At 71.0% G+C, this 18,673-nt stretch carries 18 protein-coding genes and 2 pseudogenes; 6 read left to right on the top strand and 14 right to left on the bottom strand.

What is annotated here, in order from left to right:
* Window positions 1-8: 8 nt before the first annotated feature.
* The 5 genes and pseudogenes from DBP14_RS19115 to DBP14_RS19100 all read right to left on the bottom strand — a co-directional run bounded on the left by DBP14_RS19115 (window position 9) and on the right by DBP14_RS19100 (window position 3,884).
* Window positions 9-1,595: a M4 family metallopeptidase gene (locus DBP14_RS19115; protein ID WP_129311960.1), complete on the bottom strand. Its 1,587-nt coding sequence runs from the start codon at window positions 1,593-1,595 to the stop codon at window positions 9-11.
* 342 nt (window positions 1,596-1,937) lie between these two features.
* The gene (locus DBP14_RS19110; RefSeq protein ID WP_129308373.1) at window positions 1,938-2,408 is read right to left on the bottom strand and encodes a hypothetical protein; all 471 of its coding nucleotides are present in this window, start codon (window positions 2,406-2,408) and stop codon (window positions 1,938-1,940) included.
* Between the two features lie 7 nt (window positions 2,409-2,415).
* Window positions 2,416-2,850, bottom strand: a pseudogene (locus DBP14_RS19105) (NUDIX domain-containing protein); the annotation flags it as partial.
* Window positions 2,851-2,871: 21 nt separating this feature from the next.
* Window positions 2,872-3,039, bottom strand: a pseudogene (locus DBP14_RS36930) (DUF397 domain-containing protein); the annotation flags it as partial.
* A gap of 8 nt (window positions 3,040-3,047) precedes the next feature.
* Window positions 3,048-3,884, bottom strand: coding sequence for a helix-turn-helix transcriptional regulator (locus DBP14_RS19100; protein ID WP_129308372.1), 837 nt, complete (start codon window positions 3,882-3,884; stop codon window positions 3,048-3,050).
* A gap of 203 nt (window positions 3,885-4,087) precedes the next feature.
* Here DBP14_RS19100 and DBP14_RS19095 point away from each other — a divergent pair, with 203 nt between their 5' ends.
* Entirely contained in the window at window positions 4,088-4,492 is a 405-nt protein-coding gene (locus DBP14_RS19095; protein ID WP_129308371.1) for an ATP-binding protein, read from the top strand.
* Between the two features lie 123 nt (window positions 4,493-4,615).
* On the opposite strand, the gene DBP14_RS19090 is transcribed toward DBP14_RS19095, so the two are convergent.
* Window positions 4,616-5,323, bottom strand: coding sequence for a pentapeptide repeat-containing protein (locus DBP14_RS19090; protein ID WP_129308370.1), 708 nt, complete (start codon window positions 5,321-5,323; stop codon window positions 4,616-4,618).
* Window positions 5,324-5,424: 101 nt separating this feature from the next.
* On the opposite strand from DBP14_RS19090, the gene DBP14_RS19085 reads away from it, so the two are divergent.
* The 3 genes from DBP14_RS19085 to DBP14_RS19075 all read left to right on the top strand — a co-directional run bounded on the left by DBP14_RS19085 (window position 5,425) and on the right by DBP14_RS19075 (window position 9,755).
* Window positions 5,425-6,615: an NAD(P)-binding protein gene (locus DBP14_RS19085; protein ID WP_277752715.1), complete on the top strand. Its 1,191-nt coding sequence runs from the start codon at window positions 5,425-5,427 to the stop codon at window positions 6,613-6,615.
* Window positions 6,616-6,893: 278 nt separating this feature from the next.
* The gene (locus tag DBP14_RS19080; protein ID WP_277752714.1) at window positions 6,894-8,327 is read left to right on the top strand and encodes an MFS transporter; all 1,434 of its coding nucleotides are present in this window, start codon (window positions 6,894-6,896) and stop codon (window positions 8,325-8,327) included.
* Between the two features lie 180 nt (window positions 8,328-8,507).
* Window positions 8,508-9,755 carry an RNA-guided endonuclease TnpB family protein gene (locus tag DBP14_RS19075; RefSeq protein ID WP_129311958.1) on the top strand — a complete coding sequence of 416 codons (1,248 nt, stop codon included), beginning with the start codon at window positions 8,508-8,510 and terminating at the stop codon, window positions 9,753-9,755.
* Window positions 9,756-9,826: 71 nt separating this feature from the next.
* Here the strand turns inward: DBP14_RS19075 and DBP14_RS19070 are convergent, their stop codons facing one another.
* Together DBP14_RS19070 and DBP14_RS19065 are read right to left on the bottom strand one after the other, a co-directional pair.
* Entirely contained in the window at window positions 9,827-11,251 is a 1,425-nt protein-coding gene (locus DBP14_RS19070; protein WP_129308367.1) for an FAD-dependent oxidoreductase, read from the bottom strand.
* Between the two features lie 10 nt (window positions 11,252-11,261).
* Window positions 11,262-11,927 carry a rhomboid-like protein gene (locus DBP14_RS19065; protein WP_206739300.1) on the bottom strand — a complete coding sequence of 222 codons (666 nt, stop codon included), beginning with the start codon at window positions 11,925-11,927 and terminating at the stop codon, window positions 11,262-11,264.
* Window positions 11,928-12,094: 167 nt separating this feature from the next.
* Here DBP14_RS19065 and DBP14_RS19060 point away from each other — a divergent pair, with 167 nt between their 5' ends.
* Window positions 12,095-13,285: a right-handed parallel beta-helix repeat-containing protein gene (locus DBP14_RS19060; RefSeq protein WP_129308366.1), complete on the top strand. Its 1,191-nt coding sequence runs from the start codon at window positions 12,095-12,097 to the stop codon at window positions 13,283-13,285.
* Window positions 13,286-13,350: 65 nt separating this feature from the next.
* The gene (locus DBP14_RS19055; protein WP_129308365.1) at window positions 13,351-14,379 is read left to right on the top strand and encodes a methyltransferase; all 1,029 of its coding nucleotides are present in this window, start codon (window positions 13,351-13,353) and stop codon (window positions 14,377-14,379) included.
* Window positions 14,380-14,483: 104 nt separating this feature from the next.
* Here DBP14_RS19055 and DBP14_RS19050 read toward each other — a convergent pair whose 3' ends face one another.
* Genes DBP14_RS19050 through DBP14_RS19025 form a run of 6 tightly spaced genes read right to left on the bottom strand, consistent with a single transcriptional unit; the run spans window position 14,484 to window position 18,627 of the window.
* Window positions 14,484-14,813, bottom strand: coding sequence for a TcmI family type II polyketide cyclase (locus DBP14_RS19050; protein WP_129308364.1), 330 nt, complete (start codon window positions 14,811-14,813; stop codon window positions 14,484-14,486).
* Window positions 14,814-14,832: 19 nt separating this feature from the next.
* On the bottom strand, window positions 14,833-15,321 hold the full coding sequence (locus DBP14_RS19045) for an SRPBCC family protein (protein WP_129308363.1): 489 nt from the start codon (window positions 15,319-15,321) through the stop codon (window positions 14,833-14,835).
* 1 nt (window position 15,322) lies between these two features.
* Window positions 15,323-15,580: an acyl carrier protein gene (locus DBP14_RS19040; RefSeq protein WP_129308362.1), complete on the bottom strand. Its 258-nt coding sequence runs from the start codon at window positions 15,578-15,580 to the stop codon at window positions 15,323-15,325.
* 22 nt (window positions 15,581-15,602) lie between these two features.
* Entirely contained in the window at window positions 15,603-16,868 is a 1,266-nt protein-coding gene (locus DBP14_RS19035) for a beta-ketoacyl synthase N-terminal-like domain-containing protein (protein ID WP_129308361.1), read from the bottom strand.
* On the bottom strand, window positions 16,865-18,133 hold the full coding sequence (locus tag DBP14_RS19030) for a beta-ketoacyl-[acyl-carrier-protein] synthase family protein (RefSeq protein WP_129308360.1): 1,269 nt from the start codon (window positions 18,131-18,133) through the stop codon (window positions 16,865-16,867). The genes DBP14_RS19035 and DBP14_RS19030 overlap by 4 nt, the downstream gene beginning before the upstream one ends.
* Window positions 18,130-18,627: a cupin domain-containing protein gene (locus DBP14_RS19025; RefSeq protein WP_129311956.1), complete on the bottom strand. Its 498-nt coding sequence runs from the start codon at window positions 18,625-18,627 to the stop codon at window positions 18,130-18,132. The genes DBP14_RS19030 and DBP14_RS19025 overlap by 4 nt, the downstream gene beginning before the upstream one ends.
* Window positions 18,628-18,673 lie beyond the last annotated feature (46 nt).

Genomic DNA, 18,673 nt, shown 5'->3' with positions numbered 1-18,673 from the left:
GTCTGCGGTTACTTCACGTTGACGGCGGTCCAGGCCGCCGCCACCGCCTTGTACTCGGCGCTGCCCGACCCGTACAGGTCGGCCGCGGCCTGCAGGGTGCCGGTGCGGGCGTCCGCGTAGCTGGTGGTCGAGGTGAAGTACGTGGTCAGGGCCTTGTACCAGATCTGTACGGCCTTGTCCCGGCCGATGCCGGTGACCGTGGACCCGTCGTACGTCGGGGAGTTGTAGTTCACCCCGTTGATGGTCTTCGCGCCGCTGCCCTCGGACAGCAGGTAGAAGAAGTGGTTGGCGACGCCGGACGAGTAGTGGACGTCGAGGCGGCCGACCTTGCGTGACCAGTAGTCGGCGGAGCCGCCGTCCTTGCTGGGCTTGTCCATGTAGCGCAGCGGGGTGCCGTCGCCGTTGATGTCGATCTTCTCGCCGATCAGGTAGTCACCCTTGTCGGACGAGTTGTTGGCGTACCACTCCACCGCCGTGCCGAAGATGTCGGAGGTGGCCTCGTTCAGGCCGCCCGACTCACCGCGGTAGTTGAGGCCGGCGGTGGCCGCGGTGAGGCCGTGGCTCATCTCGTGGCCGGCGACGTCGAGGGCGGTCAGCGGGTCGGCGTTGTTCGAGCCGTCGCCGTAGGTCATGCAGAAGCAGCTGTCGTCCCAGAAGGCGTTGACGTAGGAGTTGCCGTAGTGGACGCGGGAGTAGGCGGCGCGGCCGTCGCCCGCGATGCCGTTGCGGTTGAACGCCGCCTTGTAGAAGTCCCAGGTGACGGCGGCGCCGTAGGCGGCGTCGACGGCGGCGGTCTGGCGGTTGTTGACGGTGCCGTCGCCCCAGGTGTCGTCGGCGTCGTGGAAGAGGGCGCCGGTGCCGTTCGTCCCGCCGCCCAGGTCGTACGTCTTGTGGCCGCCGCGCCCGCCGTCGATCAGGTCCCAGCCACCGGAGGCGGAGGCGGTCGTACCGAGGGAGACGGTGCCGCTGTACTGGCTGCTGCCGGTCCCGGTGTCGGTGTCGATCGCCTGGTAGGAGTAGATCTCCTTGCCGGTGGTGGCGTTGGTGATGACGTGCATCTCGCTCGGGGTGCCGTCGGCCTGGACGCCCTTGACGACGGACTCGTAGGCGAGGGCGGGCTTCGCGCCGGCGGCCCAGATCACCTTGCGGGAGGTGGAGACGCTCTGCTTCGCCGTGTCGGCGGCCTTCAGCGCGGACTTCTTCGCGCTCGCCGCGGTGACGGCGGCGGAGGTGGTCGGCACGGATATCCGGGCCGTGGTCGCCTTGGTCACGCTCTTGAGGTGGCCGCTCTTGGCCACGTGGGTGACCAGGTCGCCGCCGAGCACGGGCAGGCCGGCGTACGTCCGCTCGTAGCGGGTGTGGACCGTGCCGTCCGCGTCCTTGACGACGTCCCGCACGACGAGCTTCTCCTGGGCACCGAGCCCGAGCGTGTGCGCGGTCGCGCCGGCCGCGTCCTGGGCCGCCTTGACGGCGTGCGCCCGCGCGGACGCGGTGAACGGTACGGCCATGGCGCCGAGGGTGTGCGTGGAGGCGCCGGGGGTGGGCGCCGGGGCGGCGGTGGCGGCGGCTCCGCTCTGCAGCGCGAGCACGACCATCGCGGCCGAGCCGATCAGGGCGGCGGCCCGGGTGCGGGCCGCGGTTCCGCGGGACGTGCGGGAGGTGGGGGCGGTGTGGGCTGCGTGGGGCTGCTGGCTCACTCGATCTCCTTCGGACCGGTCTCGTGGGGTGTCGAGACACAGGTGGGAGGGGGGTGCAACTCGTTGCGGCGGCGGGGAGAGAGTGACACCGGTGAGCATTGAATTGACAGAGGCCCGACAACTTTTTACCTTGTCGTGTCCGAATGCCGCGACACGAATTCCGTTATGCGAACGGTGTGCGTAAGGCGTACGCACTGTGTCCACCCGGTTAAGCGCGCTCGACCGCTACGGCGTCACACGTCACGCCGGGCGAGCTGCTCCCGCATCGCCGCGCGGGCCGCCCACACGGCCCGCGCGTGCCGCAGCCGGCTCTCCTCGAACTCCGGTGTGCCCGAGCGCGGGCTCCCCTGCGGCGAACGCCTCCAGCAGCTCCCGCAGGGAGGCGTAGACGTCCTCGATGACCGCCGACATCGCCTCCGGCGCGCAGATCAGCGCGGTCTCCCGGACCTCGTCGCAGCCCGAGGCGCGGAACGCCGTACGCACCGCCGACTCCCGCTCGGCCGACGGGGCGTCCCGGTGGGCGCCGGCAGCCGCATGCATGTCCTCATAGGCCAGCCGGTACTTGGTCAGGCACGTGACATACATGTCCCGCCGCTCCCGCCGGGCACGGTCGGTGTCTTCCCGCCGCCAGCGCACCCGGTCGGCGAGCAGCGTCGACCCGACCCCGACCAGCGCACCGATCCCGGTCCCGGCCAGCGCCCCCCACTCCACCGCCGCCTCAGCCCTCCCACGCGTCCAGCAGCCGCGCCAGCCCCGGCGGCCACACCGGCTCGCGCTCCTCGGCGAGTTCGGCGCGGCTCCACCAACGCCAGGTGAGGATGCCGTCGGCCTCCTGGGCCGCCGCCACACCGGGCCCGGCGGGGTCGCGGTGCGGTCCGGGGGTGACGTAGACGTGCTCGTGCTGGCGGACGGGGAGGCCGACGTGCGTGAAGTCGTGTTCCCAGGTGCACAGGAGTGGGCCGGGGGTGAGGTCGGTCCACCCGGTCTCCTCCCCCAGCTCCCGCAGGGCTCCCTCGCGCGAGGTCTCCCCGGCCTCCAGCCCGCCTCCGGGCAGCGACCAGTGAACCCCGACCTCCACGTTGTCGTACCGGAACAGCAGAACGGCTCCCGCCGGGTCCACGACGGCCACGCGGGCGGCTCGACGGGGGGTACGGAGGCAGGTCCCGGGCGCGCCTTTGAGGAAGCCGAGGAAGGGGGCGAAGGAGGCGGTGGGGAAGGTGAGGGTGGCCCGGTCGGGGGCTTTGGAGTCTCGGAGGGATATGTGGGTGGGGGTGGGGGCGACCTGTACGCATTCGTTGCCGTCGCCGGGGCCGGAGTAGGAGGACTTCCGCCAGTTACCCATGAGAGACCTCACAGCTCCTTCACCAGCCTGTGGACGAATTCACGCGACTGCCCAGGGTCGAGTGACGCGGCCTCCACCTTACGGAAACTCGTTCGATAGGTGGTGAGCTGAGCCTCGGAGTCGATGAACGCCGAGCCGTGCAGCGCGTCGCGAACCACGGTGTCGAGTCTGGACACAGCGCCGCCCACGTACGTCATGGCGCTCCCGGCGCAGGAGAAGCCGTCCAGGTCGAAGGGGATGACACGCACCGTGATGTGGTCCGCTTCGGAGAGTTCGAGGAGTCGCAGAAGTTGGGTCTTGGCGCTCAACCGGTCGCTGACCCTGATCCGCAGTGCCGCTTCATGGATCACGGCTTCATAGGGGACGGCGAACTGCTGGCGTCGCTTTCTGTGCTGGATCCGCAGTTCAAGCTCGTCAGCAGTCAACTCGGGCAACCTGGATGAGAAGACGGCCCGGGAGTAGTCCTCCGTCTGCAGCAGGCCCGGCACGTAGAGGATGGCCACGTGCCGCAAGAAGCGAGCGTGGTACTCCAACTCGGACAGGTCCAGGAACGAGGTCGGCAGAAGTCCCCGGTACTCCTCCCACCACCCGCGTGTCCGATCGGTAGTCATGGCGACCAGGGACTCGATGAACTCGCTGTCAGCACAGGCGTAATGAGAGGCAAGCCGCCGAAGTCGCTGCTCACTCACGCCCGCGAGCCCGGACTCGATGTGGGTGATCTGCGCGGGCGCCACACCGAGCAGCTCGGCCGCCTGCCGGGAGTTGAACCCCGCGGCCTCTCGCAGTCTGCGCAACTCGGTCGCCAGCCGCATCTGGCGGGCCGTCGGCTCACGCCTCTTCACCATCGATTGGGTCTCCCAACACACCGGCTCACGTGACTCGTTCGGGGTCAGATTACGGGACCCGCTTGCTGCGTCCCTATATTTAGATCTACCGTCAGTGACGTACTGCTCACGCGCTGGAAGCGCACCGCTCCGCCCTGCCAAGGCGGCCGCGGCAATGCCACCGCGCGCCCTCTCCCCTCTCACACCACCGGAGTTGATGCCGCATGCCCGAAACCTGGGACTACACCCTCTACATCCCCAACGACCTCAGAGCCGTGACCGTCTCCCGCCGCACCCTGCGTCTGATCCTGACCCTGCACGGTCTGATCGGGCTCGTGGACACGGCCGAACTGCTCGCCGCGGAGCTGGTGTCCAACGCCGTACGGCACACGAAGGGGCCGGCCGCGCTCAGGGTGCGCCGCACGGAGGAGGGCGCGGTGTGGATCGGCGCGTGGGACACCGACCCGGCACCTCCCGAGCCACCGAAGTCCCTCGCGCAGCTGGCCGAGCTGGAGGACGGCCGGGGCCTGGGCCTGGTCAAGGCGTGCGCGGACCACTGGGGCTGGCAGCCCTCGGCAAGATTCGGCAAACGGGGCAAGTTCGTCTGGGCACAACTCGCGGCCGCGTAACTCGTTGATCATCCCGGCACACAGGAAGGAGAGCCGATGGTCGACTCCGGGCACGAGGCGCTGGCTGCGTTCTTGGCGTTGGTTCACGGGCGCGGGGTTTGGCCCAATACTCCCCATGGGGGGTCAGGGGAGGACTTTGATGCCCAGCTCCGCTGCCAGGGCCGGGGCCAGGTCCAGTAGTTGGGCCGGGGTGATGGCCGAGCCTCTCAGGCGGTCCAGGCCTCGGGTGATGTCCAGGGGGGACGCGCCGCGTAGGTCGACGTCCTTCAGGGTCGTACCGCCGAAGTCGGCTCCGCGCAGGGCGGAGTCGGTGAACTCGACGCGTTCCAGGTGGGCGCCGGCGAAGTCCGGTTCGACGAGGACGCAGTTGTCGAAGACGACGTCCTTGAGGCGGGCCTCGCGGAGGTTCAGGTAGTCGATCTTGCCGCCGCGGATGACGACCCGTTCGAGGACGGCGCCGTGGAGTTGGGTGCCGCCGAGGCGGGGGTCGAGGACTTCGACGTCGCGGAACGTCGACTCCGCCAGGTTCGTGCCGACGCCCCGGATGCCGGTAAGGACCGTGTCGAGGAACCGGGCCCGGCTTAGTGCCGTCTCGTCCAGGGCGCAGCCCGTCAGCGCGCAGTCCATGAAGCGGGCGCCCGCGCCGTCGTGGCCGGAGAGGTCCGCGTCCCGGAACTCCAGGCCGTCGTAGTCGCCGTCCGGTTCCAGCTCGGCGCCGGGCCAGGGGGAGGGCGGGGGCAGGCGCAGCTCCGGGCGGCGGGCCGGGGCGACCTGTGCCGGTCCGGTGTTCGCCGAGGTTGCCGTCGGTCGTGCTGCCGTTCGTCTCGCCATGGGGTCATCGTGCCCTTCGGCACTGACAATCCGCTGTGGCCTGCGGAGATTCCTTCAGGCGGGTAGGCGATGTCACGTTTCGGTGGGGTCGGGCGGTCTAGATGCGTAAGCGCCCAGGAGGGATTCAGGCCATGCATCGCATCACCGTCGTCGGCGGCGGGTTCGCCGGACTCACCGCCGCCATCACCGCCGCCGAGGCCGGCGCCAAGGTCACCGTGTACGAGGCGCACCACACGCTCGGGGGCCGCGCCCGGACCTCGCCGGGGCCGTACCGGACGAACGAGGGGCCGCACGCGCTCTACGACCGCGGCCCGCACTGGGCGTGGCTGCGGCAGCGGGAGCTGGTCGGGCCGGTCGGGCGGGTGCCGGCGCTGGAGGCCGGCCGGTTCCGGCTGCGGCACCACGGGGTGCTGCGTCGTACCCCGCCGTTCGCCATGCTGAAGCTGCTGCGCCGGAGGGTCGAGCGGGCGCCGGTCGACCGGGATTTCCTGAGCTGGGCCACCGGGATCGCGGGGGAGGAAGGGGCTCGGGCCGCCGCCAACTACGCGGCCGTGGCCCTGTTCCACCACGACCCCGGTGCGCTGTCCGCCGCGTTCGTGCAGGAGCGGCTGCGCCGGGCCGCCTCGCTGCCGCCCGAGGCGCACTACCCGCTCGGGGGCTGGGCGAGCGTGATCGACCGTATGGCCGCGCGGGCCTGGAACCTGGGCGTGCGGATCGAGACGCTGGCGCGGGTCGACGAGGTGCCGGCCGGTGCGCCCGTGGTCGTCGCCACCTCCCTGGCCTCCGCCCGGCGGTTGCTCGGCGACGATTCCTTGCGCTGGATCGGGGGACGGACGGTTCTGGTCGATCTCGCCCTGCGCACCCGGCGCGGGGACGCCTTCGTCGTCTCCGATCTGGACGCGCCGGGGTGGATCGAGCGGTTCACCGCGCAGGACCGGTCCCTCGCGCCGGACGGGGAGCAGCTGGTCCAGGGGCAGATTCCCGTCGGGCCGGGCGAGGGGCGCGAGGACGGGGTCGTACGGGCCGAGGAGCTGCTCGACCTCGGGTTCGGCGGGTGGCGGGAGCGGGTGGTGTGGCGGCGGGAGTCGGTGGCGAGCGGGCGTACGGGGGCCGTGGACCTGCCGGGCAGCAGCTGGCGGGACCGGCCGGCGGTCGACCGGGGCGACGGGGTGTATCTCGCCGGGGACGAGGTCGCGGCGCCCGGTGTGCTGTCGGAGGTGTCCTTCAACAGCGCCGTCACCGCCGTGTCGCTGATCCTCGGCCGGGCCGCCCTCGATCTCAGGCGTGCCTGAGGTCACCCTCAGGCGTGCCTGACGTCACCGGAGACGGCAGGAGTCGCCCTCGTCACCGGGGAACCCGGGAGCGCGAGCCCGCGACGTGTGGAGAAGGAGGTGCTGGAGCCATGACCAGGCGCCGGTCGAGCGGGGAGGCGATATGTACCGATTCGTGGTCTTCTGGCCAGGTGAGAATCGGCCGAACGGGTGAATCTGTCGACGGGGTCACCGGGCCCGCGGATGCCGCCGGAGCGGCGCGGGACGGAGGAGCCGATCCCCATCGCTGGTGGGGGCTGGTGGTCATCGCCCTCGCCCAGCTGATGGTCGTCCTGGACGCGACGATCGTGAACATCGCGCTCCCCTCGGCGCAGCACGACCTGGGCATGTCGGACGCCAACCGCCAGTGGGTGATCACCGCCTACACCCTCGCCTTCGGCGGCCTGCTCCTGCTGGGCGGCCGGATCGCCGACCTGGCCGGGCGCAAACGCACCTTCGTCATCGGGCTCATCGGCTTCGCCGTGGCCTCCGCGATCGGCGGCGCGGCGAACAGTTCCGGCATGCTCTTCGGGGCGCGTGCGCTGCAGGGCGTCTTCGCGGCCGTCCTCGCGCCGTCCGCGCTCAGCCTGCTGACGACGACGTTCACCGACCCCCGGGAACGTGGCAAGGCGTTCGGGATCTACGGCGCCCTCGCCGGCAGCGGCTCCGCGATCGGGTTCATCCTCGGCGGGCTGCTCACCGAGTACCTGAACTGGCGCTGGTGCCTGTACGTCAACGTGCCGATCGCCGTCATCGCGGTCCTCGGCGCGCTCTCGCTGCTGCACGACCGCCCCGGCCACCGCGAGGCCCGGCTGGACGTACCCGGTGCGCTGCTGGGCTGCGGCGGGCTCGTCGCCGTGGTCTACGGCTTCAGCGAGGCCCAGCCCCGCGGCTGGACCGACCCGCTGGTGCTCGCGCTGTTCGCGGCCGGTGTGCTGCTGCTCGTCGTGTTCGTGTGGTGGCAGAACCGGGCGCCGAGCCCACTGCTGCCGCTGCACATCGTCCGGGACCGCAACCGCTCCGGCTGCTTCCTGACGATGATGCTCGCGATCATCGGCATGTTCGGCCTGTTCCTGTTCATGACCTACTACCTCCAGGTCATCCTCGGCTACTCGCCGGTCCGGGCGGGCATGGCGTTCCTGCCGCTGACGGCCGCGATCATCATCGGGTCCACGCAGATCTCGGCCCGGCTGCTGCACCACGTGGCACCGCGCCTGCTGATGGTGCCGGGGATGCTGCTCGCGGCGGGCGGCCTGCTCCTGCTGACCCGGATGACCGTCCACTCGTCGTACACGACCGAGGTCCTGCCCGCGCTGCTCCTGCTCGGCCTCGGCATGGGCCTGACCTTCATGCCGGTGTTCGCCACGGCCACGGCCGGGGTGGCGCCCCGCGACTCCGGGGTCACCTCGGCGACCGTCAACACCGCCCAGCAGGTCGGCGGCTCCATCGGTACGGCCCTGCTCAACACGATCGCCACCACCAGCAGCGCCGCGTACATCGCCGCCCACCTGCACAATCCGGCCGACCGGGCCACGGTCGTGCCGGTGGGCGTGGTGCACGGCTACACCGTCGCCATCTGGTGGGCGGCGGCCGTGATGCTGCTGGCCGGCCTGGTCGCGGGCCTGATGGTCACCGCGAAGGCCCCGAAACACGAGGCCCCGACGGACGCCCCGATGCCGGAACCGGTGCCCTGAGCACCGCTCAGTCGTGTGACCGGCCCAGCTGGGCGAGCGGGCCGTCCCCGGCATCTCACTTTGTACGTCCGGCCGCATAGTGGCCGGGTCCTTCGCCCTCGGAGCGCGGATTTCACTCGATGGGGTGGTGACTGCGGAACGTGCGGTGGAGTGTCGTATAGGTGTTTAGGCTCGGTGATCGTGAAGCTGGTGGTGCAGGTCAGGCTGCTGCCGACGCCCGTGCAGGCGGCGGCTCTGGAGGCGACCCTGCGTGCCTGCAACGAGGCGGCCACGTGGGTGAGTGAGGTTGCCTTCGAGTGTGGGGAGTTCAAGAACTTCGCCCTACGCAAGGGCACTTACAAGCAGGTGAAGTCGCGTTGGAGCTTGGGCGCCCAGGCGGCCCAGCATGTGATCAAGAAGACCTGCGACGCCTACGCCACGCTCAGGGCGAACCTAAAGTCAGGATGCCTTGGCCGTCCCGGCTCGGCCCGATATCGCCATGCCACGGGGAAGCCCGTCGTCTTCCGGCCCTGCGGTGCGCAGCCGTTCGACGACCGGATGCTCTCCTGGCAGATCGCGGAACGCGCGGTGTCGCTCTGGACCACCGGCGGCCGGATGAAGAACGTGGCCTTCACCGCCGCACCGGAACAACTGGCCACACTCGTGCTGCACCGCAAGGGCGAATCCGACCTCATCTGCCGGGACGGCAAGTGGTTCCTGAACGCCACCTGCGACGTCCCGGAGACGCCCCTGAACACCGATCCGGTGGACTTCCTCGGGATCGATCTCGGGATCGTGAACATCGCCACGACCTCCGACGGGCAGATCATGGCCGGGCGCGACCTCAACAGGATCCGCACTCGCGAGCGCGGCCTGCGCGCCAAGCTGCAGAAGAAGAACACCCCGTCCGCCAAGCGCCGACTGAAGAAACGCCGCCGTAAGGAGGCGCGGCGGGCCAGGGACATCAACCACAAGATCGCGAAACATGTGGTGGCCGAGGCTGAACGCACCGGTCGCGGAATCGCCCTCGAAGACCTGACGGGCATCCGGGAGCGGGTACGGCTTCGAAAGCCCCAACGGGCCACCCACTCCAGCTGGGCGTTCGCCCAGCTGGGGCAGTTCATCGCGTACAAGGCCCGGCGGGCGGGGGTGCCGGTGGTGTATGTCGATCCGGCGTACACCTCTCGCACCTGCGCCGAGTGCGGGCACATCGACAGGGCGAACCGGGTCTCGCAAGCCTGGTTCGCGTGCCGGACCTGCGGATTCGTTGATCACGCGGACCGGAACGGCTCCCGCAACATCCGCGCACGCGCGTGGACGTTGTGGCGAAGCGGGGCCCAGCCAACGGCCCCTGCCCCACGCCCGCGGGCCGGGGCTGAACGCAAACGCGACATCACCGCCAGTGATGCCACGTTGTGCGAGCCCGGGACTTCCGCCCCGGGCAGTTGACGAACCACAGCGCGAAGCCGGGCCCCATCTCGTGCCTTCTCGTACGCAACCCGTGCCTAGGATCGGGGGTTTCAGTGGCGGCCCGACACCCGGTCCGCCACCTGGGCGAGGCGGGAGGAGGTGGTGCTGGGGTGGCGGCGTTCCTGTTGGTCGGCGGAGCGGTAGGTGGCGTACATGGACTGGACGCCGAGCCAGCGGAGGGGCTCGGGTTCCCATTTGCGGACCTTGTGGTTGGTCCAGGGGAGGGCGGTGAGGTCGGTGGGGCCGGACTGGCCGGAGTCCTGCTGGACGAGGTCGGTGAGGGTGCGCGCGGCGAGGTTGGTGGTGGCGACGCCGGAGCCGACGTAGCCGCCGGCCCAGCCGAGGCCGGTGGAGCGGTCCAGGGTGACGGTGGCGCACCAGTCGCGCGGGACGCCGAGGACGCCGGACCAGGCGTGGGCGACGCGGACGCCGGCCAGGGCGGGGAAGAAACGGGTCAGGATGTCGTGGAGGGCCTCGACGGTGGCCTGCTGGGTGCGGCCGTCGTTGTCGGTGCGGGAGCCGAAGCGGTACGGCACCCCGCGCCCCCCGAGCGCGATCCGGCCGTCGGCGGTGCGCTGGGCGTACATGTAGGCGTGCGCCATGTCGCCGAGGGTCTCGCGGCCCTCCCAGCCGATCGACGCCCACTGCTCGTCGGTGAGCGGCTCGGTGGCGATCATCGAGGAGTTCATGGGGAGCCAGGTGCGTTTCTGGCCCTTGAGGGCGGCCGTGAAGCCCTCGGTGCAGCGCAGGATGTACGGGGCGCGGACGGTGCCGTACGGAGTGACGGCGTGCTTGGGGCGGATCTCGGTGACCGGCGTCGACTCGTGGATAGTGACGCCGAGGGCCTCCACGGCCGCCGCGAGTCCCTTGACGAGCTTCACCGGGTGCAGGCGGGCGCCGTGCGGGGTCCAGGCGGAACCGACGGCGTCGGCGACGCGGATGCGTTCGGCGGTCTCGCGGGCGCCGTACAGCTCGCGGTCCTTCTCGCCGTACGACAGCTCGTGCTCGTGGAACGCCTTCAGCCGGGCGAGCTGGGCGGGAGTGGTGGCGACCTCCAGGACGCCACCCTTGTGCACGTCGGCGTCGATGCCCTCCGCCTCGGCGACGCGGATCACCTCGTCGACCGTGTCGTTCATCGCCTTCTGCAGGCGTACGGCGGCCTCGTGGCCGTGGAGTTTCGCGTACCGGTCGCGGCCGGCGACGCCGTTGTAGAGCCAGCCGCCGTTGCGGCCGGAGGCGCCGTAGCCGCAGAACTTCTGCTCCAGGACGGTGACGCGGAGGAAGGGGGCGGCCTTCTTCAGGTAGTACGCCGTCCACAGGCCGGTGTAGCCGCCGCCGACGATGACCACGTCGGCGCTCGCGTCCCCGGCGAGGGGTTCCCGGACGGCGGGGAGGCCGTCGTCCGCGTACCAGAACGAGACGCCGCCGTTGACCGCGCCGGCCGTACCCACCGCACTGCTTGCCCAGCTGCTCATGGGCGGGACGTTAACCCCTGGTGGTGACCGGTGTCTCCTTCGGATTCCGTGCTTTTTCGGGGCCTCTGGTCAATGGATAGCAGGCGAATCCGATCAGTACGGACAGGAAGTGGCCGAAGTCGGTGAACGTGCGGTCGGTGGCCAGGGGGACGGTGTAGTAGGCGAGGAGGGCCGTGAGGTACAGGTACCGCCAGGGGGCGCGGATGCGGTACGTGAGGACGGCCATCACTCCGGCCAGGGCGTAACTGACGCCGATGTCCAGGGTGTTGACCGCCGAGTGCGGGGCCATGCCGTCGTGTATCGCCACCAGCAGCGCCAGCTCGCTGATGAGGGAGGCGAGGACGTGGGCCGAGGCGCAGACGGCGAGCCAGCGGGCGGTGCCGAGCCAGCGCTCCGCGGGGGCGTGGAAGACGGTGTACAGCAGGACGTACGGCAGCCAGTGGCCGCCCTGGATCCACATCGCGCTGGCCACGAGGACGCGGACCGGGTTCTGGGACAGCTCGTGGATGTTGGTCGAGCGCTGCCGCAGGAAGTGCTGCTCGAACTGCGGGGACATGTGGTGCAGGGCGACCGTGGTGACGAAGAGGACGGCCAGCCACAGGTAGGTGCCGGGGGCGCTGCGGACGTAGGCCGCCGCTGTGCGCAGGCCGCGCCGGGTTCGTATGACCAGGTCCACGTGGCCAGTATGCGGCGGACGGGAGGCGTCGGCCCGGCCGGTGGCGGCCCCGGTGGGCCGAGAGGGCGAGGGCACGGGGGCGAGAGGGCGAGGGCGCCCAGGGGTGACACGCCGTTGGTTGGCCGATCGTGGGGGGCGGAGACAGACTCGGTCATACCGTACTCGATATGACGAAATGCCACATCTCGTATCTCGTGTGTGCCGCCGCCCTCCTCGGCGCGTCACTGGGCGCCGCCCCCGCGGCCACCGCCTCCGCCGGCCTGCCGGCCGGGTCCTCGCAGCCGGGCCACGCCCACGCGTTCCACCTGGTCCGTCCGGGTCAGTCGATCCAGCAGGCCGTGGACGCCGCCAAGGCCGGGGACACCGTCCTCATCGCCCCCGGCACCTACCACGAGAGCGTCAAGGTGATGACCCCGGGACTGACCCTGCGGGGTGTGGGCCCGAGGACCGTCATCGAACCCGCCGCCACCACGAGCACCACCAGCAGCACCAACACCACGAGCGCCACGAAGAAGCCCGCCAAGAACGCCAAGAACACCAAGGGCTCGAAGGCCGCCAAGGACGCCAAGAGCTGCGCCGCCGGCGGCAACGGCATCTGCGTGGTCGGCACCAAGGACAAGAACGTCGCGGGCGTCACCATCGCCGACCTGACCGTGACCGGGTTCAGCCGGACCGGGGTGTTCGGCATGGCGACGGACACCATGACCGTCCGCAACGTGAACGCCGTCAAGAACGGCGTCTGGGGCATCGCCCAGGAGCGCTCGGTGCACGGCGTGTTCCGGCACAACACCGCCCGCGAGAACGGCGACGCCGGCATCTTCCTCGCCAACACCATCAAGGAGGAGGCGGGCGCCACCGACGCCGGGCAGACGATCGTCGAGCACAACCGGGTCGAGGACAACCGGATCGGCATCACCGTCCGCCGGCTGCGCGACCTCACCGTCGCCCACAACACCATCACCGGCAACTGCGCCGGCGTGTTCGTCGTCGGCGACGAGAACAAGCCCAAGGCCGGCGACCTCACCGTGACCGGCAACCGCGTCACCGGCAACAACAAGTCGTGCCCGAAGACCGACCGGCTGCCCGCCCTGCAGGGCTCCGGCATCGTGCTGACCGGCACCGAGAAGGTCCTGGTCAGCGACAACCTGGTCACCGGCAACGCGGGCAGCTCCCCGCTGTCCGGCGGCATCGTGCTCTTCAAGAGCTTCGTCGGCGCCACCAGCGACCACAACGAGATCAGCGACAACACGCTGGAGAGCAACTCCCCCGCCGACCTCGTCAACGGCGACACCAGCGGCAAGAACAACGCCTTCGAGCACAACTCGTGCCGGGCGTCCAAGCCTTCGGGCCTGTGCTGACCGCCAGGTCGCTGCCGCTCGTGGACCGACGCAAGCCCAAGAACCCCAAGAAGGAGGCACGGCAGATGAGAGCCGCTGAGACAGCCCCACCGCCGCCCATGCGGCTGCGCGAGCTGGTGTTCGGGGCGGCCTGCGCCGCGGCCGTGCGGGCCGCCGCCCGGCTGGGCGTCGCCGACGCCCTCGGGGACACCCCCATGGCCGTCGAGGACCTCGCGGCGACGGTGAAGGCCGAGCCCAAGCCGCTGCGCCGGCTGCTGCGCGCCCTGTCCTGCTACGGCGTCTTCGCCGAGCAGGCGGACGGCACGTTCGCGCACACCGACATGTCCCGGCTGCTGCGCGAGGACGACCCGCACAGCCTGCGGGACATCGCCCTGTGGTGCACCGAACCGTGGACCTGGGACGCCTGGCCCCGCCTCGACGAGGCCGTGCGCACCGGCAAGAACGTCGTGGAGGACCTCTACGGCAAGGAGTTCTTCCCCTACCTCAACGAGGACGCCCCCGAATCCGCGGACGTCTTCAACCGGGCCATGACCACGTCCAGCGAGCAGTCCGCGCGGGACGTCGCCGCCCTGCTGGACCTGTCCGGCGCCAAGTCGGTCGCCGACATCGGCGGCGGCCAGGGGCACGTCGTGGCCTGCCTGCTGGACAAGTACCCGGTGATGCAGGGGTCGTTGCTCGACCTGCCCCGCGTCGTGGAGAACGCGGTGCCCCGGCTCCGCGAGGGCGGCGACCTCGCCGACCGCGCGCGGATCGTGCCGGGCGACGTGCGCGACGCCGTGCCCGTCGAGGCGGACGTCTACATCATCAAGAACATCCTGGAGTGGGACGACGAGAGCACGGCCCGCACCCTGCGCAACGTCACCCGGGCCGGCGGTCCCGGCGCGCGGGTCGTCGTCATCGAGAACCTCGTCGACGACACCCCGTCCATGCGGTTCTCCACCGCCATGGACCTGCTGCTGCTCCTCAACGTCGGCGGCGCCAAGCACACCACCGACAGCATGCGGAGCCGGCTGACCGGCGCCGGGCTCGTCATCGACGAGGTCCAGCCGGTCAACCCGTACCTGCACGCCTTCGACTGCCACGTCCCCGGCTGACCGGACACGGGAGCACACGACGACCGGCCGCCGGGCCCGCGACGCTGCGGGCCCGGCGGCCGGTGGTCGTCCGGGCGGCTGCCCGGAACGGGAGACCCCGCGCGTCAGACGCGGTCGCGCTCCCAGAGGTAGAAGCGCTGCGCCATGGCGTCCTTCGGGGACCGCCAGGACTCCGGGTTGTACGCGCTGACGTACGCCTTCAGGCGCTCGCTGACGTCCCGGAACTCGGGGTGCTCGGTCACCTGCGCGATGGCCGGGCCGGGGTCGTGCTCGGACTCGATGAGGTGCATGTACACGTCGCCGAACTGGAAGAGGCTGCGCCGCCGGACACCGACGAGGTGCGGCAGCTCACCCCGGTCCGATTCCTCGAACACCTTGGCGATGTCGAGGGCGGAGCCGGGGGCCATGCGGGCGACGATGAGGGCCTGGTGCACGGTACGGTCCCTTCCCGGCTCAGTCGGCCACAGCCGGCGCGGGTTGCTTCTTCGCGCTCTTCGCAGCGGCCTTCTCGATCTTGTCGCGGATGAGCGCCATCTGGACCTTCGAGTTCCTGTTGATGTTGTCGGTCATCCAGTCGTCGTCGACCGGCGCGTCCGGCTTCATCGCGAAGTCCTGCGTCCACACCATGCGCGTGCCGGCCGGTACCTCCTCGTACCGCCAGACGATGTTCATGTGCGCGAACGGCCCGGTCTCGACCCGGCGGGCGTGCACGGTGAGGCTGTCGCGGTCCGGCTCGCGCTCGGAGACCCAGCTCCACACCGTGCCGTTCTCGTCCGGGTGCATCGTCAGCCGGAACGTCGTCTTCATGCCCTCGCGGGAGAGGACCTCGACCGACGCGTACTCGGTGAACAGGTTCGGCCAGTTCTCCAGGTCGTTGGTCATGTCCCAGACCAGGTCGAGCGGGGCTGCGACGGTGATCTCGTTCTGCGTGTGTCCTGCCATGTCAGGCTCCTGCCATCAGTGTGCTGTTGACGAGGTCGAGGAACTGCCGGGGCGTCTTGCAGCGCTCGGCGTCCGGCGGCATCGGGGTGTCGTGGCGGTTCTCCAGCTCCCCGACGATGCCGAGCAAACCGAGCGAGTCGACGCCGAGGGAGTCGAAGCCGGAGTCGTAAGCGGCCTCCAGCGCCTCGGGGGTGACGGTCACTCCGGCCGCCTTCTTCATGAGCGCGGCCAGTTCTTCCACGGTGATCTGGACAGACATGTGGTGTCCTCCTTTGCTGTGCTCACTGCGCGGTGGCGCCGTGCCGCAGCACGAGCGCCGAGTTCGACCCCATGAGCCCGCGGCTGAGCACCAGCGCCGTACGGGGCTCGGCGACCCGGGCGCGCCCGGTCACGAGGTCGAGGTCGTGGCAGACGTCGAACACGTTCGGCGTCGGCGGGATCAGTCCGTGCTCCATCGCGAGGACGGCAGCCGCCACGTCCAGCACCGGCGCCGCGCAGTAGCCGCGCCCGATGCCGGTCTTCGGCGCCGTCACCGGCACCCGCGCGGCGTGCGCGCCGAGCGCGTCGGCCAGCGCCAGCGCCTCGGCCCGGTCCGCCTCCGGCACGCCGAGGGCGTCGGCGAAGACCACGTCGACCTCCTCCGGCGCGCACCCCGCCTCCGCCAGCGCGCCCCGGATCGCCTGCGCGAGCCCCTCCCGGGACTCCGCCCACCGGGAGGCCCCGGTGAAGGTGGCCGCGTGTCCCGCGATCAGCGCCCGTACGGCCGCCCCGCGCGCGCGGGCGGCCCCCTCGGACTCCACGACGAGCATCGCCCCGCCCTCGGCCGGCACGAACCCGCAGGCGGCGGACGTGAACGGGCGGTAGGCGCGGTCGGGGTCGGTCTCCCGGCTCAGCTCCTCGTAGCCGAGCTGGCACACCATCGAGTACGGCGCGAGCGGCGCCTCGGTGGAGCCCGCCACGATCGTGTCGGTGCCGCGCCGCACCGCCCGCGCCGCGTGCGCGAGGGCGTCCAGGCCGCCCGCCTCGTCCGAGGCGACGACCGAGCAGGGCCCCTTGAAGCCCCGGCGGATGGACACCTGGCCGGTCGAGGCGGCGTAGAACCAGGCGATGGACTGGTACGGCCCGACGAACCGGCTGCCCTTGCCCCACAGCTGCTGCAGCTCGCGCTGACCGAACTCGCCGCCGCCGGAACCGGCCGCGGTGACCACCCCGACCGAGAACGGATCGGCGGAGGTGTCCGCCTGGCCGAGGCCCGCGTCGTCCAGCGCGAAGTCGGCCGCCGCCATCGCGTAGTGCGTGAACCGGTCGGTCTGCACGAGGAAACGCTCCTCGATCGTCGCCGCCGGATCGAAAGACCTGACCTCGCCGGCCACCTTCAGCGGAAGGTGCCCGCAGCCCTCCCGGGTGATCCGGTCCAGTACGCTCAGGCCCTCCTGCGTGGCCTTCCAGAAGGTGTCCGTGCTGGTGCCGTTGGGCGCGACCACCCCGATACCGGTGACGGCCGCCCGCCGGTCCCCGGCGCCGCCGTCCGCATGCGGTTCGCTCATCGTGACCTCTCCCTCGTCCGGGTCAGGACCACCGCCGACTGGAAACCGCCGAACCCGCTGCCCACCGACAGGACGCTCGACAGCTTCCGGTCACGGGCGACACGCGGCACGTAGTCCAGGTCGCACTCGGGGTCCGGGGCCTCGTAGTTCGCCGTCGGCGGTACGACCTGCCTGGCCAGCGCCAGCACACAGGCCACCACCTCGATCGCGCCGATCGCCCCCAGCGAGTGCCCCACCATCGACTTGATGGAGGACATCGGGGTGCCGTACGCGTGCTGCCCGAGCGCCCGCTTCACGGCGGCCGTCTCGTGCCGGTCGTTCTGCCGGGTGCCGGAACCGTGCGCGTTGACGTAGTCGATGGCCGTCGGGTCCAGCCGGGCGTGGTCCAGGGCGGTGTCGATCGCCCGGGCCATCTCCAGGCCCTCACTGGTCAGACCGGTCATGTGGTACGCGTTGCCGAACGTGGCGTAGCCGCCCAGTTCGCAGTAGACGTGGGCGCCGCGCGCCCGTGCGTGCTCCAGCTCCTCCAGGACGAGCACCGCGCCGCCCTCACCCATGACGAACCCGTCACGGTTGTTGTCGAAGGGCCGGGAGGCGTGCGCCGGGTCGTCGTTGTTCGGCGAGGTCGCCTTGATCGCGTCGAAGCAGGCCATGGTGATCGGGGAGATCGGCGAGTCCGACGCCCCGGCTATGCAGATGTCGGCCCGCCCCTCCTCCACGGTGTGGAACGCGTACCCGACCGCGTCCAGACCCGACGTACAGCCCGTCGACACCGTCTGCACCGGCCCCTGGGCGCCGAACCGCTCCGCCACCGCCGAGGCCACCGTGCTCGGCGAGAACGCCCGGTGCAACTGCGGCTCCGCCCGCCCCTCCTCCACGTCCCAGCGCTCACCACCATGGCTGACCAGCACGTAGTCGTGCTCCAGCCGGGTCGTGCCGCCGACCGCCGTGCCCAGCGACACCCCGACCCGCCACGGGTTCTCCCGGGCCAGGTCCAGCCCCGCGTCCCGTACCGCCTCGTCCCCCGCCACCAGCGCGAACTGGATGTACCGGTCCGCCCGTTCGACGTCCTCGGGACCGAGGCCGTACGCCGCCGGATCGAAATCGCACTCCGCGGCGATCCGCGACCGCAGCCCCGACGGATCGAAGAACGTGATCCCCCGCGTCGCCGTCCGGCCCTCCGACAGCAGGTCCCAGAAGGCCGGCACACCTATGCCACCCGGCGCGACGATGCCTATGCCGGTCACCGCCACCCGCCGGCTCATGACCCCACCTGCCCCCGGCCGGCGACCGCGACCGTGGGCCCGGCCGCCACCGCCGCCCCGGCTCCCGCGGACCCCTTCAGCGCCGCTTCGGCCTCCGTCACCGCCGCGGCGGCCGCGGCGATCTCCGACTCGGCCAGCCCCTCCGTGTCCACGTGCCCGAGCCGCGGCTCCGGCGCCAGCGGACCCAGGTGGAAGACCATCCGCGCCTCCACCTTGCCGACATTGCGGAACCGGTGCCGCATGTGCTTGGGGATCATCAGCCCCTGCTCGGGCCGCAGAGCCAGCGGCTCACCGTCCAGGTCGACCTGGAGCTCACCGCACACCACGTACACGAACTCCTCCGAGTACGGGTGGTAGTGCTCGCCGATGCGCTCACCGGGCCGCACGATGGCCAGCCCCATGAAACCGCTGGTGGCACCGCACGTCGTCGGAGTGAGCATGGCGCGCAGATCACCGCCGCGCCGGGTGTTGGGCTCGACCTCGCCGAGGTCCACGATTCTCGGCCGGGATGGGGTGGGGGATTGCGTCACGACATTCCTC

The sequence above is a fragment of the Streptomyces sp. L2 genome (genome assembly GCF_004124325.1).
Classification (GTDB): Bacteria; Actinomycetota; Actinomycetes; order Streptomycetales; family Streptomycetaceae; genus Streptomyces.
The sequence above is the reverse complement of the archived record's forward strand: the minus strand, read 5'-3'. Positions and strand labels throughout refer to the sequence as shown.